Here is a 14,654-nt window from a genome sequence, read left to right as displayed (position 1 = left end):
CGGGTGCGAGGTCCAGACATCCTGATGCGTGTCGGGGGCACGCGGGTAGACGCCTCAAACCCGCATCGGCAGGAACGCCGACAAAACCCGAGGCGTGCCTCGCTGTCGTCACCGGCCTGTCAGCTCTGAGAGGATGGCCCCATGATGACCCCGATCCTCACCACCCTTGGCTTCGTCATGCATCCCGACGGCGACCGCGTTCTCATGGTGCATCGCATCGCCCGCCCCGGCGACGAGCAGCTCGGCAAGTACAACGGGCTGGGAGGCAAGGTTGAGCCGGGGGAGGATGTCGTTGCTGGCATGAAGCGCGAACTGCGCGAGGAGGCTGCGATCGAGGTCGATGCCATGCGCCTGCGTGGCACCGTCTCCTGGCCGGGCTTCGGCCGCCACGGGGAGGACCACTTCGGCTTCATCTTCGTCATCGATGCCTGGCATCCCACCGACGTAGCCATCCCCGAGGCCAACGAGGAAGGTCCGCTCACCTGGGAACGCATCGACTCCCTTGACGACCTACCAATGTGGGAGGGGGACCGGTACTTCCTGCCGCTGGTCTTTGATGCTGGGATCACCCAATTCCACGGCTGCCTGCCGTATGCCGACGGCCGCCCCACCGGCTGGTCCTACTCGACCCTGTGACGACTCCTGCGTCGGGACAATTCAGCCAGCCAGCCCGACGATCCACAGGCTCAGGCAGATGATCGGGGCGAACCAACGGGAACTCCACGCTCCGTAATGGGTTTCGGCAAACATGCTGTCTGCCCGTGGATTGGCCCCCGGCAGGCTGTACGGAGCAATGACCGTCAGTGCCAAGCTCACGGGCATCAGGATCGAGAATGACACGGGCGTCGTCACGATCGGCGTCGCCGCCAGAATTCCGAAGGCGATGATGCCGCACAGGCCCAGCATCAGGGTCACCGCAGTGACGACGTCCTGCCCGCTACCGTCCGGTTTCACGAAGGACTCCGCGAAGGTCAGTAGGCCAGGAATCACGATGACTGCGACGAAAAGGAGCACCCAGCTGACATTGGTGTGGGCCTCCAAGGTGAGGGGTTCCGTGCGAGATGCGTAGTACGTCGTCGTCATGGCTGCGAGCTGGAAGGCTGAACCAATGAAGTGATGGATGTACCACCCTGCACCACGGCGCGAAGAATCCTCCTCGGAGGTCACGTTCCGCGACATCCGGGATTGTAGGCGCTGGGTGAATCTTGATCGGTTCTCGTAAGTGGTGATGGCCACGACGGTACTAGTTACTCCTCGTGCGGGAAACAGTGCAAAGCGATGTCTCGACCGAAGATTGTACTCGAATCGTTCGGAAGTACCTCTATGGTGGCAGCGTGGAGCACAGCGTGGCATGTCGTCTGGCCAGTGATGAAGGAATCGAAGTTCTCGATCTCGCCGCTGCGCAGACCGATCCAGATTCGCTGGCCGCCGCGACCAGATTGCGGCGTCACACGGATGCCGATCTGGCCGCTGCAGCCCTCGACCAGATCAGCCTGAGACGCCGGGCCGTGAGCAAGATTGGTCCGGTTGGCGCGCAGATGCTGTGGACCCGCGACGGACTGGAGCAGGCCACCCGGGGCGAGGTCTCCCGATGGCGTGCACAATGCCTTGTCGCGGCAGGTTTCACCGATGTCATCGATCTGGGTTGCGCTTGCGGTGCTGACTCACGGGCTTACCTCGACGCCGGGTTGAGGGTGACGGCCGTCGAGATCGATGAGGCGACAGCCGAACTGGCTCGTCACAATCTGCCGGGAGCTCGCGTACTGACGGCTGACGCGACGCAGGTCTTTGCTGACTTGCTCAAGGACGCATCCGACACCACGGTCGTCATGCTCGATCCTGCTCGCCGCACCGGTCGGGGGAGGACCTGGCGGTTGGAAGACGTGCAGCCGCCATGGTCCTTCGTTGAGAAAGTGATCATGTCGATGCCGGCCGTCGTCAAGCTCGGACCAGGCATTGATCGCTCCCAACTGCCCGATCTTCCCGTCACCTACGTGGGTCATCGCGGGGATCTGGTTGAGGCGACGTTGTGGTCGGGGTTCGCAGGCCATCGGCGAGGCGATCGCGCCGTTCTCGTCAGCTCGCAGAGCACGCTCGAACTGCCCGGCGGACTGGCCAATCCAGTGGTTGGTGAGTTGGGCCCGTTCGTGGCTGAGCCTCACCCGGCGGCCATCCGGGCTGGCAGCCTCTCGGCCATTGACGGTTCGCTGCGTGCGGTATCCGACGGTATTGCCTACCTCACCGCGGATGTCCCGGTGGCATCTGCGTGGTTGACGTGGTTCGCCGTCAAGGAAGTGCTCCCTTTTGACGTGAAGACCCTGCGGGCCTGGGTGCGGGATCATCACATCGGAACCCTCGAGATCAAGAAGCGCGGTGTTGACGTCGATCCCGTTGCGTGGAGACGACAACTCAAGCCCTCAGGGCCGCACTCCGCCACTGTCATATGCACTCCTACCAGGAACAACGCAAAGGTATTGGTGTGCGAGCGATGTGCTGATTTCCAGGGCGGGTCCAGCCTTGGTCCGTCTGTGATGTAATACGCCCATGGTGGCTGTTCGGCGCTCAGCAAGATATCTCGTGGCGTTACTGATGGCTCCGCTCCTCCTGCTGTCGGGTTGCGGAAAATTCAACGCCGGTTTCATCATCACGGACGAAGACCACGTCACTATGACCATGACCATCGGAGTGCTGAAGTCGAGCCTCGATAAGATCCCGGCAGATGAGGCTGAGATATTTACCAACGGCCGTATCGATTGTTCGGAACTCGAGAAAACCGATGAGTTCAAGGAGAGCGCTGCCGGAATCCTGACGGTCAAGAGCTTTGACGATGGTAAATATGTCGGCTGCACGATGATGGGCACGGGGACGGTCTCTGAGCTGACGGGCCAACCATCCTCGTCCCCGAGTAGCGGAGAATCGGCGGCCGCCCGTTCAGAAGACGATGAGGGTGACGGTCCAGTTTTCATCACCTTCAAGGGCAATAAAGTCCGCTTTCTTCTTGATGGCTCCGCTGTCCTGGATATCATTTCCGATTTTGACAGCTCAGGATTGGCAGGCTCGGCCGGGATTTCTGATTTCAAGATTTCTGTGACCTTCCCCGGCAAGGTTTTGAGCCATTCCGGATCGAGCAAGGTTGACGGCAAGACCGTGACTTGGACCGACGTCAGGGATCTCTCATCGTCCTCGGGCTTGGAGGCATCGGGCGAGCGTCGAAGTGGCTTCCCCGGCTGGGCATGGATGGTCCTCGTCGTGGTGGTTGTCGCCGTTGGTGGCGCCATTGCGGCGGTGGTCACGAGCAAGAAGAAGGATGGTCGGCAGCCCGGTGCTCCATACCAGGCAGGCAGGCCCACCCAGTCGCCAGGCGCGAGCGGCCACATGGGGGGACAGCACCAAGGGTTCTCGGATAGACGTCCGGGCCCCACCCAGGCAGGTCATCGACCGCCCGGAGGTCCCGGTGGTGGACCCGGCCCGGTGTCGCACTGACCACTCGTCGGGATGAGGAAGATACCCTGAGCTCCACGTGCGGCTCATGTTGTTACGCATTCGTCTGGGGCCTACCGCCATGCCCCCTGGCTGTGTTTACATAAGAGCATGCTGAGTGCTTCGCGCCATTTGAGACGCTATCTCGTCCTACTCCTTGCTCCTCTGTTGTTGCTCGCCGGCTGCGTCAAATTAGACATGGCGACGGAAATCAAGGACGAGGACCACATCCACGTAAAGGTCACGGTCGGTGTCTCCAAGTCGATGGCCGAGATGTCCGGGCAGGACCTCACGTCCGAGTTCTCGGACTGCGGGCAACTCGCGAAGAGCAGCGGCGGAGCCTCGAACGCAAAGGTTGAGAAGTTCGAGGACGACAAGTACATCGGTTGCACCTTCTCTGCCGATGGGACGGCAGCAGATTTCACCGAGAATAGCGAGGACACCGAGATCACCTTCGACAAGGACAAGGTGACATTCAAGATGGACTCGGGCACTCTCAGTGACTCAGGTGGTTCCAACAATCCCTTTGGCTCGGGCGAGTCCCTCAGCGCGAGCATGCTCACCGACTTCAAGATTTCCGTCACCTTCCCCGGCAAGGTGTTGAGCCACTCGGGGTCGAGCAAGGTTGACGGGCGCACCGTCACCTGGGTCGATCCCAAGGACATGTTCTCCGATGAGGGTCTCAGCGCCACCGCCGAGCGCGACGGCGGTGTGCCGATGTGGGTCTGGATCGTCGTTGCGGTAGCAGCATTGGCGATCATCGGAGTGGTCGTGGCTGTCGTGGTCAAGAAGAAAAAGGGCGCCAAGGGGAGCCAGCCCGGTAACGGTGACCCCTCGTGGGCGATGCAATACCCCGGACAGCCTCAGGGTCAGCAGGAGCAGTGGAACAACCACCCGGGTCAGCCCTATCAGGGCAACCCCCAGGGGCAGCAGCCGCCCTATCCGAACCCGGGTCAGCCCCAGCCCTACACGAACCAGCCCCAGCCGGGTCAGCCGGGCCAGCCCCAGCCTGGTCAGTCTCAGGCTCAGCCGGGCCAGCCGGGCCAGCCCCAGCCTGGTCAGTCTCAGGCTCAGCCGGGCCAGCCTCAGTCTCAGCCGGGTCAGCCGTGGGGACATGCCCCAGGGAATGGCACCGGAGCTCCTCAACCCGGCCCCAATCCGGCTCAGCGCCCACCCTCGCACCCCGATGACTTCTGGAAGAAGCCCTGACCCCAACTGACATCTACCCAGATTTGAGGGTCAATTTCTGGCACTCCCGTTGCCTGAGTGCCAATCACGGGTGTATTTTCGTGGTTGGCACTCTCGTGGTGAGTGTGCCAACGGACCTGAAGCACCCGCGACGCCGAGGGTTCGTCGCGCTCGGGGCTCGCAACCCCTGGCGAGAGACAACGACACAATCCGTCTTCAGTAGAAAGGGGTCTTGACGTGGCAACCACGATCAAGCCGCTCGAGGACCGCGTCCTCGTCCAGCCTCTCGAGGCCGAGCAGACCACCGCTTCCGGACTCGTCATTCCGGACACCGCCAAGGAAAAGCCGCAGGAGGGCAAGGTCATCTCCGCTGGCCCCGGTCGCGTTGACGACAAGGGCACCCGCGTCCCCATGGACGTCAAGGAGGGTGACGTCGTCATCTTCTCCAAGTACGGCGGCACCGAGGTCAAGTACGACGGCCAGGAGTACCTGCTCCTCAACGCCCGCGACATTCTCGCCGTCGTCGAGAAGTGAGGCGCTGATACATGGCAGCCAAGCAGCTTCAGTTTGACGAGGAGGCCCGTCGCTCCCTCGAGCGCGGTGTCGACACCCTCGCCAACACCGTCAAGGTGACCCTCGGCCCCAAGGGCCGCTACGTCGTTCTCGACAAGAAGTGGGGAGCCCCGACCATCACCAACGACGGCGTGACCGTCGCCAAGGAGGTCGACCTCACCGATCCTTACGAGAACCTCGGCGCCCAGCTCGCCAAGGAGGTCGCCACCAAGACCAACGACGTGGCCGGTGATGGCACCACCACCGCGACCGTGCTCGCCCAGGCTCTCGTCCACGAGGGTCTGCGCGCCGTGGCTTCCGGGGCTAACCCGGTTGGCCTCAAGCGCGGTATCGAGAAGGCCGTCGACGCCGTCGTGGAGGAGCTTCGCTCCATCTCGCGCGCCATCGACACCACCTCGGACATGGCCAGCGTCGCCACCATCTCCAGCCGTGACGAGAACATCGGCTCCCTCATTGCCGAGGCTTTCGACAAGGTTGGCAAGGACGGCGTCATCACCGTCGACGAGTCCCAGACCTTCGGCACTGAGCTCGACTTCACCGAGGGCATGCAGTTCGACAAGGGCTACCTGTCGCCCTACATGGTCACCGACCAGGACCGCATGGAGGCCGTGATCGAGGATCCTTACATCCTCATCCACTCCGGCAAGATCTCCTCGATGAACGACCTGCTCCCGCTGTTGGAGAAGGTCATCGCCGCCCACGGCAGCCTGTTCATCGTGGCTGAGGACGTCGACGGGGAGGCCCTGAGCACCCTCGTGGTCAACAAAATCCGCGGCACCTTCAACTCGGTGGCCGTCAAGGCTCCGGCCTTCGGTGACCGCCGCAAGGCCATGCTGCAGGACATCGCCACCCTCACCGGTGGTCAGGTCGTCGCTCCCGAGGTTGGGCTCAAGCTCGACCAGGTGGGCCTCGAGGTCCTGGGCCGCGCCAAGAAGGTTGTTGTCACCAAGGACAACACCACCATCGTCGACGGTGCCGGTTCCAAGGCTGACGTCGATGGACGCGTTGCCCAGCTGCGTGCTGAGTACGACAACTCCGACTCCGAGTGGGACCGCGAGAAGCTCCAGGAGCGTATCGCTAAGCTCGCCGGCGGCGTGTGTGTCATTCGCGTGGGCGCGGCCACTGAGGTCGAGCTCAACGAGAAGAAGCACCGCATCGAGGACGCTGTCTCCGCGACCCGTGCAGCCATTGAGGAGGGCATCGTCGCCGGTGGCGGCTCCGCTCTCATTCACGCCGCGCACGTGCTCGACGAGAACCTTCACCTTGAGGGTGACGAGAAGGCTGGTGTCCAGATCGTCGCCAAGGCCGTTCGCGAGCCGCTGCGCTGGATCGCTGAGAACGGTGGCGAGCCCGGCTACGTCATCGTCTCCAAGGTCGCCGAGATGGAGCCCGGACACGGCTACAACGGCAAGACTGGCCAGTACGTGGACCTCATCGCCGACGGTGTCATCGACCCCGTCAAGGTGACCCGTTCCGCCCTGGCCAATGCCGCCTCCATCGCCGCTCTGCTGCTCACCACCGAGACCCTCGTGGTGGACAAGCCTGAGGACGAGGACGACGACGAGTGAGTCACTGATCCTCGCTGATCACTGCGGGCCCCGAAACCTCACGGTTCCGGGGCCCGTTCTTTGCGCCCATTGGGGTTGGGCGTCTCGTCGTGGGGTTGGGCGTCTCGTCGTGGGGTTGGGCGTCTCGTCGTGGGGGTTGCCGCTGTTGCACAGAGGTGGCGGCATGCGATCTGCCCGATGGTCCGATGTACGCGTGGAGATCCCGAAAAGACAGGGGAGGGCTGCCACGTGGGGTGGCACCAGCCCACGGGCTTTCCGGGGATACCACGGGTGTTGCGGGAACCAGCGACCGGCCCGGCTCGTAGGGCTGATGGGTCCAGGGGATACCACGGGTGTTGCAGGAACCAGGGCGGGCTGCCCCGACGACCTCGGTGTCGCTGACGAAACGGGTGTCGGCGCCGGGGCGGTCGCAGCGATCACCCCGGCACATGACCTGGAGTGGCCCCTCACGATGCAGCAAGGCCCGGGGAACACTCCCCGGGCCCACATGCACTCACAGTGTGTTACCGGGGTCAGTCCTTGAGCGGCTTGCCATCACGGTCCATGGTGTCGAACAACTCATGGTCCTCGGGCAGGTGCTCCAGGTAGTCGCGCTCGGTGTCTGGGGCGGTGTGTCCCAAGTCGAGCTCGTCACTGCGAGCGTCCATGGCTGCCGCACGGAGGGCGTATTCCGCGTCGGCAGTCTCAAGCTGTTCCGGAGTGGCCTCGTTGGCGACCATCATGCCGGCTTGGACCTCCTGAGGTACCTGAGGAATGACGCCGGCGTCCAGGCGCTCCCGGTGACCCTTGATCTCGCGAGCCACGACCCGGGCGAGGAAGTACATCCCCAGCACGTTCGGAACCGCCATGAGAAAGAGCATCGCGTCGGCCATACCGAGGATCGAGGACATGTTGGTGGCCGCACCGACGACCAGCAGGAGCAGGAAGATGCCGTTGTAGATGCGCTCGGCGGTGGCCGAGTTGCCGAACAGGAAGCCGACGGCTTTCTTTCCGTAGAAGGAGTACGACAGCATCGTCGAGAAGGCGAAGAGGACGATGGCCAGGGTGAGAAGGACGCTGAACCACGGGGCAACCGTCTTGAGGGCGTGGGTGGTCATCTGAACACCGTCGAGGTCCGCATCCTTGTAAACCCCGGTGATGATGATGGTGATGGCGGTCATGGTGCAGATGACGACGGAGTCGATGAACGGCTCCCACATCGCGACAAAACCCTCCTGGGCCGGACGACGGGTTTTCACGGCAGAGTGGGCGATGCCCGCAGTACCGATGCCGGCCGCGTTCGAGAAGGCAGCACGCTGAACGCCGACGATGAGCACGCCAACGATGCCCCCTGCCACGCCGCGGCCCGTGAACGCACCCGACCAGATGGCCGTGAAGGCGTCACCAACGCCGGTGATGTTCGCACCAATGACGGCCAGACACATGACGACGTAGAGGATCCCCATGAAGGGGACGATCTTGGAGGTGGCTGCGCCAATCTTGGAGACACCGCCGACGATGACGATGCCGACGAGAATCGCGAACACCAGCCCCACGACCCACATGTGGGTGCCGATCCAGGAATCCTTGCCACCGGCGAGCATCGCCAGCTGGTAGGCGGCCTGGTTGGACTGGAACATGTTGCCCCCGCCGATGACACCGAAGGCCGTGAAGACGGCGAACAGGGTGGCCAGCACACGACCCAGCTTGGGTCTGCCGATCGATGCCAGGCCGTCACGCAAGTAGTACATCGGACCGCCAGAGATGGTTCCGTCCTCATTGACGACCCGAAACTTCACGCCGAGGGTGGCCTCGGCCATCTTGACACTCATGCCGACCAGGCCGGTGATGGCGATCCAGAACGATGCGCCCGGCCCGCCGGCTGCGATGGCGATGGCGACGCCGGCGATGTTTCCCAGGCCGACAGTGCCTGACAACTCGGTGGCAAGGGCTTGGAAGCTGGTGACGTCACCGGGATCGGTGTGACGGGAGAAATGTCCCCGCACCACATGGCTGGAATGGCGGATCGAGGCCGGGCGCAATTGCTGGAAACCCAGGTAGATCGTGAAGAAGATTCCAGCGGCCAACAGCCACGCCAGGATGAGCGGAAATTCATTGCCTCCGGGCAGTGGGATGGCCCAGAACACGGTGTCGGAAATGGCGGTGGCGATGGGGGAGACGAAGGTGTCGATGGCCTGATCCAAGCTCAGAGGAGCTGGAACGTGGGTTTCGAGAATTGCGGAAACGGGCGATGACATGATGCCAGACGGCACGAGTGGTCCTATTCGTTGACGACGTTGGACGCCGAGCCCGCCAACACCGCAGTGCGGTATCGGTCACGTCCCGACCGATATCAACACGCTCAGGGACCAGCGACTCGGCAGGCGCGACCACACCACACACCGCACGTCAGCGGGTAGGGTCGCGCTCGTGGCGGAAGACAACCGCCTTGGGCACGATAGCGGGTGGCTGTGACAATTGGCTCGAACCGCTCGACACTGGTGGTTTCTCTGGGCGTATGAATGTGTGGTTCCCCTACGCTGAATGCTGATGACCGCGCCCACCCCTCCTCATGATCCCCGGCCTGCACCGGCCCATCCTGATCGACGCCGCCTCGTCGAGGTGCTCGTGATGGGATTCGTCGGCGCCATCATGATGGTGGTGTGGGGATGGGGCTCCCCCCATCCTGGAATGCCGAAGCAGGTGCGTCCGGTCGGGGTGGCGGTGGCTGCCAGCGGCGTCGTCGGCCTGAGCGCCATGGTCATCGCATGGTTGCGCTCCCGGAAGCTGGTGGGAGCCCGCATCCTAACCCTTGTGACGTGGTCACTGCCGCTGCTGTTCGGTCCGCCGCTGCTCAGTCAGGATGGTTGGGCCTATGCTGCTCAGGGATGGGTCCTGGCCCAGGGCCTCGACCCGTACTCGGTTCCGCAGGGTGCGGCAGGCGTGCTCGGTCAGGCTGTTGACGCTCCCTGGCGGGGGACGACGGCGGTGTATCCGCCCGGATCGTTGTGGATCCAGGCGGCGATGGTGACGATTGCCCACGCCGATCCGCTGTGGTCGGTACTGCTCATGCGCGTGCCTGCCATCGTGGGTGTCGCCCTGATGGTCTGGGCGGTGCCACGGCTGGCCCGCCATGCCGGCACTGACCCCGATGGTGCCCTCTGGCTGGCGGTCTGCTGCCCCCTCACGACGTTGAACATCATTGGAGGCATGCACAATGACGGGCTTCAGGTCGGCTTGTCCCTTGCGGCCCTGGTCGTGGCACACCGCCTGGCCGTGTCCGGACGTGGGTGGCTGGGATTGGTCGTTGGTGGGGCGATCGTCGGTCTGGCCGGCACCATCAAGCAGCCCGGAGTCCTGGCTGGGGTGGGAGTCGTCGCGCTGGTCCACGTCGATGCGGTGCGCCATGGCGGTCACCGCTGGGTGACGCGACACTGCTGGTCGGGTCTTCTCGCTCGTACCGCGGTTGGAGCCGTCTCGGCCTTGGCGGTCTTCGGCGCCATCTCAGCCATCGGCGGGTTGGGGCTGGGGTGGCTCAACCCCACGGCAGGAAGTCCGGTCGCCGTGACCAGCGACTCACCCATCGCCCTGGTGGTGCAGATCTTGCGAGGAAGCGGCGGCATCCCGTTGGACAAGCTGGTCGGCCCGGCCACCATCGTCAGTCTCGTCCTCACCCTCGTCGCGATGGTGTGGTGCTGGGCCCGGTGGGGCCCCGTCCCGCCGATGCGCAGCCGCGACGACTCCGTCGGCCAGCTGGGTAATCCGTTGCGCTTGCAGGCTGGCGTCATGATCGCCTTCGCTGTTCTCGGGGCCTCCCTACAGTCCTGGTATCTCATCGGTCCGCTGGCCCTGGTCTCATCGATCCACCTGCGCCGCACTCACCGCGACGTGGTCATTGCCGCAGTGGTCGCCGTCGTCATCTTGACCTATCTGCAGTGGTACTGGTCGCCCTACGTGTGTCTGCCACTGGTGATCGTCGGGTATCTCATCGTCTGGAGGATTCCGAAGGCGTGGGCTTTCGTGACGGCCACGACCTGACGATGACCCGTCCCTTTGGCCAGCCGATCATTTGGGTACCTTTGACGCCCCAGCGTTAAGATGACCTTCATCCCGGCGAAAGGTGGCTCATGACCTCGGATTCCCGCCCGACCACGATTGAGGAGCTGGCACCGCTGGCCCTCACCTTCGACGATGTCTTGCTTCAGCCCGTTGAGAGCAATGTCATTCCCTCCCATGTGAACACGACGACCAAAGTTTCTCGCAATATCGACATCGCCATCCCCCTTGTCAGCGCGGCGATGGACACTGTCACGGAGACCCGGATGGCGGTGGCCATGGCTCGTGAGGGCGGCCTTGGCATCCTGCACCGCAATCTGTCCATCGAGGATCAGGCCGCGATGGTCGATCAGGTGAAGCGTTCCGAGGCCGGCATGGTCGACGAGCCCATCACCATCTCCCCGGACGCCACCTTGGCCGATGCCGAGGAGCTCTGCCACACCTACCACATCTCCGGTGTTCCGGTTGTCGACGACAAGGAGAACCTCGTCGGCATTATCACCAACCGCGACATGCGCTTCGAGGAGAACCCGCAGCGCCCCATCCGCGAGGTCATGACCCCAGCGCCACTAGTCACTGCACCCGTGGGCACCAGCCCCTCGGACGCGCTGTCCCTGCTGGCGGCACACAAGATCGAGAAGTTGCCGCTGGTCGACGCCGACGGCAAGCTGCGCGGCCTGTTCACCCTCAAGGATTTCGTCAAGGCCGACAAGTACCCCAACGCCACCAAGGATCCTCAGGGTCGTCTGCGGGTGGGCGCTGCCATCGGCTTCTTCGGTAATTCCTGGGAACGCGCCATGGCCTTGGTGGAGGAGGGGGTCGACCTCATCGTCGTCGACACCGCTCACGGCCACACCCAGGGTGTCCTCGACATGATCGCCAAGCTCAAGGCTGAACCGGCCGCCAAGGGAGTCGACGTCGTCGGCGGCAATATCGCCACCTATGAGGCTGCCAAGGCGCTCTGTGAGGCCGGGGCCGACGGCATCAAAGTTGGCATTGGTCCGGGTTCGATCTGCACCACCCGTGTCGTTGCCGGTGTGGGCGTCCCCCAGGTGACGGCCATCTTCGAGGCATCCCGGGCCGCTCGCCAGTACGGGGTGCCGGTCATCGGAGACGGTGGGCTGCAGTACTCCGGCGACATCGCCAAGGCCATCGTCGCCGGCGCCGATTCCGTCATGCTCGGGTCCCTGCTGGCCGGCTGCGAGGAGTCCCCGGGCGAGCTGGTCTTCATCAACGGCAAGCAGTTCAAGACCTACCGAGGCATGGGGTCGATGGGTGCCATGTCGGCGCGCGGGGAGAAGCTGTCCTACTCCAAGGACCGCTACTTCCAGGGCGACGTCACCACCAATGACAAGATCATCCCGGAGGGTATCGAGGGACAGGTCGCCTACCGTGGACCGCTCGGCGCGGTGGCCTACCAGCTGGTGGGTGGTCTGCGTCAGTCGATGTTCTACACCGGCGCCCGTACCGTTGATGAGCTGCACGAGCGTGGTCGTTTCGTGCGCATCACCTCGGCCGGGCTGCGAGAGTCTCACCCCCATGACATCCAGATGACGGTCGAGGCCCCCAACTACTCGGCACACTGACGATCTGTGCACACTGACCGGCGAGTCACCACGTCGGCAGGAAAGGAATCATGTACGACATCGGACGCAGCAAACGCGCCACCCGGGCCTACAGCCTGGATGACGTCGCTCTCATCCCTTCCCGGCGCACTCGCGGCACCGAGATGGTGAACCTGGAGTGGCGGATCGACGCACTCACCTTCGACTTCCCGATCATGGCCGCCCCGATGGACTCCGTGATGAGCCCGGCGACGGCCATCGAGTTCGGGCGTCTGGGTGGGCTCGGCGTGCTCAACCTGGAGGGATTGTGGACCCGATACGAGGACCCCACCCCGTACCTGGAGGAGCTGGCCGAGATGGGTGACGACGTCGCCACGACCCGCCGCATGCAGGAGATCTACTCCGAGCCCATCAAGGCCGAGCTCATCACCGCCCGGATGGCCGAGATCCGCGCCGCCGAGGTGCCGGTGGCCGGGTCCTTGTCGCCACGCAACGCGTCCCGGTTCTCCGAAACCGTCGTCAACACCGGGGCTGACTTCTTCGTCATCCGTGGGACGACGGTGTCGGCCGAACATGTTGGGGTTGGCGACGGCATCCTCGACCTGCGCAAGTTCATCTACGACCTTGACGTCCCGGTCATCGTCGGTGGATGCGCGACCTACCAGACGGCCCTGCACCTCATGCGTACCGGGGCTGCCGGTGTGCTCGTCGGATTCGGCGGGGGAGCGGCGCACACCACCCGTCAGGTTCTGGGCATCGAGGTGTCGATGGCGTCGGCGATCGCAGATGTCGCTGAGGCCCGCCGCGACTACATGGACGAGTCGGGAGGACGCTACGTCCACGTCATTGCTGATGGCTCGGTGGGACGTTCCGGCGACATCGCCAAGGCCATCGCCTGCGGTGCGGATGCCGTCATGGTCGGGTCCCCGCTGGCCCGGGCCACCGAGGCTCCTGGCAAGGGGTGGCACTGGGGTCCCGAGGCATGGCACGCTGACCTGCCGCGTGGTGCTCGGGTGCGCTTCGAGCCGGTGGGCACCCTCGCTGAGGTGCTCAACGGCCCCTCTCGTGTGCCGGACGGCACCATGAACCTTGTCGGTGGGTTGCGTCAGGCCATGGCCACCACCGGGTACTCGGAGGTCAAGGAGTTCCAGCGCATCGAGTTGACGATTCGCTGACCGTCCCATCAGCCAGGACACCGTCGCGGCGAGCGGGATGGATGGATAACCTTCCCACATGAGCGAAGTCCCCGAGGAATTGGTCGTGTTGCGCGGCGCGATTGACAACATGGACGCCGCTCTCATCCACCTGCTCGCCGAGAGGTTCCGGATCACCCGTGAGGTGGGCCGTTTCAAGGCTGAGCGTGGCCTGCCGTCGGCAGATCCGGCTCGTGAGGCCGAGCAGATTGCACGGTTGCGTCAACTCGCCGTCGAGTCGAACCTCGATCCCGAGTTCGCCCAGAAGGTCATCACCGTCATCATGGCCGAAGTCGTGCGTCACCACGAGGCCATTGCTGACGAACCCTCGGACGATACTGCGGGTAGGCCGACCCCGGATGGGTGCAGCTGGCAGGCGTCCGACAACTGAGCGCTCAGGCGACGACGTCCCCCTGGTGAACCTGCGACGGGATACCGACGACGACCGTTCCGGGAGCGACGTCCTTGATGACAAGCGCATTGGCGCCAATCTTGCAGTCGTCACCGACGGTGATGTTTCCGATGATCTTGGCGCCAGCTCCGATGAGGACGCGATTACCGATCGTGGGGTGACGTTTGAAGTTTCCGCGTGCGCGTCCACCGAGGGTGACCTGGTGATACATCAGCACGTCGTCACCAATGACAGCCGTCTCCCCGATGACCACCCCCATGCCGTGGTCGATGAAGAACCGACGCCCGATCGTCGCTCCCGGATGGATCTCAATTCCGGTGACGTGGCGGGAGAACTGGGACAGTAGACGGGCCAGCGGGCGTAGGGCCGGGTGCTTGACCCAGATGGCATGGGCCAGACGGTGGGCCCAGATGGCGTGGACGCCCTGGTAGGCGATGGCGACCATGAGTTTCGACGTGGCGGCTGGGTCTTCACGCATGGCGGCGTCGAGGTCCTCCAAGGCGCGTTCTTTCCATCGCCTGAGGGTTCGGAGGATTGCCGTCGTCTCTGTCGTCATGGCCGACCTCAGTTCTGCTGCAGTGAGTGGTACCCGTGGATGAACCATATCGGCCCCAGCCCCGCAGACCAATGGAAAAGGTGA

The 14,654-nt window shown here is 63.9% G+C and carries 13 protein-coding genes; 10 read left to right on the top strand and 3 right to left on the bottom strand.

Features of this window, described 5'->3' with window-relative positions:
- Nucleotides 1-141: 141 nt before the first annotated feature.
- Nucleotides 142-636, top strand: coding sequence for an NUDIX hydrolase (locus O6R08_RS08085; protein WP_271417670.1), 495 nt, complete (start codon nt 142-144; stop codon nt 634-636).
- 21 nt (nt 637-657) lie between these two features.
- Here the strand turns inward: O6R08_RS08085 and O6R08_RS08080 are convergent, their stop codons facing one another.
- Complete coding sequence (locus tag O6R08_RS08080) at nt 658-1,083, bottom strand: hypothetical protein (protein WP_271419322.1); 426 nt, start codon at nt 1,081-1,083, stop codon at nt 658-660.
- Nucleotides 1,084-1,334: 251 nt separating this feature from the next.
- Between O6R08_RS08080 and O6R08_RS08075 the strand changes: the two genes are divergently transcribed.
- From O6R08_RS08075 to groL, 5 genes are all read left to right on the top strand, one after another.
- Complete coding sequence (locus tag O6R08_RS08075) at nt 1,335-2,537, top strand: class I SAM-dependent methyltransferase (protein ID WP_271417669.1); 1,203 nt, start codon at nt 1,335-1,337, stop codon at nt 2,535-2,537.
- A 7-nt stretch (nt 2,538-2,544) separates the two neighbouring features.
- Entirely contained in the window at nt 2,545-3,483 is a 939-nt protein-coding gene (locus O6R08_RS08070) for an LppM family (lipo)protein (RefSeq protein WP_271417668.1), read from the top strand.
- Nucleotides 3,484-3,591: 108 nt separating this feature from the next.
- Nucleotides 3,592-4,689: an LppM family (lipo)protein gene (locus O6R08_RS08065; protein WP_271417667.1), complete on the top strand. Its 1,098-nt coding sequence runs from the start codon at nt 3,592-3,594 to the stop codon at nt 4,687-4,689.
- 216 nt (nt 4,690-4,905) lie between these two features.
- On the top strand, nt 4,906-5,202 hold the full coding sequence (gene groES / locus O6R08_RS08060) for a co-chaperone GroES (protein ID WP_002514778.1): 297 nt from the start codon (nt 4,906-4,908) through the stop codon (nt 5,200-5,202).
- Nucleotides 5,203-5,213: 11 nt separating this feature from the next.
- Nucleotides 5,214-6,809 (top strand): chaperonin GroEL, encoded by a 1,596-nt coding sequence (groL, locus tag O6R08_RS08055; RefSeq protein WP_271417666.1) that lies wholly within the window; start codon nt 5,214-5,216, stop codon nt 6,807-6,809.
- Nucleotides 6,810-7,321: 512 nt separating this feature from the next.
- Here the strand turns inward: groL and O6R08_RS08050 are convergent.
- The gene (locus O6R08_RS08050) at nt 7,322-9,046 is read right to left on the bottom strand and encodes an alanine/glycine:cation symporter family protein (RefSeq protein ID WP_271417665.1); all 1,725 of its coding nucleotides are present in this window, start codon (nt 9,044-9,046) and stop codon (nt 7,322-7,324) included.
- A 292-nt stretch (nt 9,047-9,338) separates the two neighbouring features.
- On the opposite strand from O6R08_RS08050, the gene mptB reads away from it, so the two are divergent.
- The 4 genes from mptB (at nt 9,339) to O6R08_RS08030 (ending at nt 13,993) form a co-directional block, all read left to right on the top strand.
- Nucleotides 9,339-10,826 (top strand): polyprenol phosphomannose-dependent alpha 1,6 mannosyltransferase MptB, encoded by a 1,488-nt coding sequence (mptB, locus tag O6R08_RS08045; RefSeq protein ID WP_271417664.1) that lies wholly within the window; start codon nt 9,339-9,341, stop codon nt 10,824-10,826.
- An 89-nt stretch (nt 10,827-10,915) separates the two neighbouring features.
- Nucleotides 10,916-12,430, top strand: coding sequence for an IMP dehydrogenase (gene guaB, locus O6R08_RS08040; RefSeq protein WP_271417663.1), 1,515 nt, complete (start codon nt 10,916-10,918; stop codon nt 12,428-12,430).
- 50 nt (nt 12,431-12,480) lie between these two features.
- Nucleotides 12,481-13,584, top strand: coding sequence for a GuaB3 family IMP dehydrogenase-related protein (locus tag O6R08_RS08035; protein ID WP_271417662.1), 1,104 nt, complete (start codon nt 12,481-12,483; stop codon nt 13,582-13,584).
- Nucleotides 13,585-13,642: 58 nt separating this feature from the next.
- Nucleotides 13,643-13,993: a chorismate mutase gene (locus O6R08_RS08030; RefSeq protein WP_271417661.1), complete on the top strand. Its 351-nt coding sequence runs from the start codon at nt 13,643-13,645 to the stop codon at nt 13,991-13,993.
- Between the two features lie 4 nt (nt 13,994-13,997).
- Here the strand turns inward: O6R08_RS08030 and cysE are convergent, their stop codons facing one another.
- On the bottom strand, nt 13,998-14,570 hold the full coding sequence (gene cysE, locus O6R08_RS08025) for a serine O-acetyltransferase (RefSeq protein WP_271417660.1): 573 nt from the start codon (nt 14,568-14,570) through the stop codon (nt 13,998-14,000).
- Nucleotides 14,571-14,654 lie beyond the last annotated feature (84 nt).

The sequence above is a fragment of the Cutibacterium equinum genome, assembly GCF_028021195.1.
GTDB classification, from domain to species: domain Bacteria; phylum Actinomycetota; class Actinomycetes; order Propionibacteriales; family Propionibacteriaceae; genus Cutibacterium; species Cutibacterium equinum.
Note: the sequence above shows the minus strand (reverse complement) of the source record. Positions and strands in the feature narration are given on the sequence as shown.

What these genes read in the sequence shown, in the direction of transcription:
- O6R08_RS08085 (WP_271417670.1), top strand. Translation starts at nt 142, where the DNA reads ATGATGACCCCGATCCTCACCACCCTTGGCTTCGTCATGCATCCCGAC.
- O6R08_RS08080 (WP_271419322.1), bottom strand. Translation starts at nt 1,083, where the DNA reads ATGACGACGACGTACTACGCATCTCGCACGGAACCCCTCACCTTGGAG.
- O6R08_RS08070 (WP_271417668.1), top strand. Translation starts at nt 2,545, where the DNA reads ATGGTGGCTGTTCGGCGCTCAGCAAGATATCTCGTGGCGTTACTGATG.
- O6R08_RS08065 (WP_271417667.1), top strand. Translation starts at nt 3,592, where the DNA reads ATGCTGAGTGCTTCGCGCCATTTGAGACGCTATCTCGTCCTACTCCTT.
- groL (WP_271417666.1), top strand. Translation starts at nt 5,214, where the DNA reads ATGGCAGCCAAGCAGCTTCAGTTTGACGAGGAGGCCCGTCGCTCCCTC.
- O6R08_RS08050 (WP_271417665.1), bottom strand. Translation starts at nt 9,046, where the DNA reads ATGTCATCGCCCGTTTCCGCAATTCTCGAAACCCACGTTCCAGCTCCT.
- mptB (WP_271417664.1), top strand. Translation starts at nt 9,339, where the DNA reads ATGACCGCGCCCACCCCTCCTCATGATCCCCGGCCTGCACCGGCCCAT.
- guaB (WP_271417663.1), top strand. Translation starts at nt 10,916, where the DNA reads ATGACCTCGGATTCCCGCCCGACCACGATTGAGGAGCTGGCACCGCTG.
- O6R08_RS08035 (WP_271417662.1), top strand. Translation starts at nt 12,481, where the DNA reads ATGTACGACATCGGACGCAGCAAACGCGCCACCCGGGCCTACAGCCTG.
- O6R08_RS08030 (WP_271417661.1), top strand. Translation starts at nt 13,643, where the DNA reads ATGAGCGAAGTCCCCGAGGAATTGGTCGTGTTGCGCGGCGCGATTGAC.
- cysE (WP_271417660.1), bottom strand. Translation starts at nt 14,570, where the DNA reads ATGACGACAGAGACGACGGCAATCCTCCGAACCCTCAGGCGATGGAAA.